Origin of the sequence: Collinsella sp. SGI.184 (genome assembly GCF_050313415.1) — a bacterium.
Taxonomy (GTDB): domain Bacteria; phylum Actinomycetota; class Coriobacteriia; order Coriobacteriales; family Coriobacteriaceae; genus Collinsella.
Window position 1 is genome coordinate 1 of record NZ_JBNPLJ010000053.1, and the last position, 292, is coordinate 292.

The window sequence follows — 292 nt, forward strand, 5'->3', positions numbered from 1 at the left end:
CGAACTTGAAGCCTCCGTCAACGGGGGCTTTTCTTTTTTGGAAGCCATGCATGGATTCGAACCTCGGTCGAGGCGCGAGCAGCATAATCGCCACATCGTAAAATTTTTTCAAATTGTCGCTTGACCCGTCGGGGCCTCGCGTGCATAATAATCCGTGCGTTGCGGCGTTACCTCAGCTGGATAGAGGGTCTGACTACGAATCAGAACGTCATAGGTTCGAATCCTATACGCCGCACCAATTGACTTTAAAGCTCCCGGCAACGGGGGCTTTTCTTTTTTGGAAGCCATGCAT

The 292-nt window shown here is 51.0% G+C and carries 1 tRNA gene; it reads left to right on the forward strand.

Going from position 1 to position 292, the window contains the following annotated elements:
* The first annotated feature begins 161 nt into the window (after positions 1-161).
* Positions 162-238: transfer RNA gene (locus tag ACQRAJ_RS08815), tRNA-Arg, on the forward strand.
* The last annotated feature ends 54 nt before the right edge of the window (positions 239-292 follow it).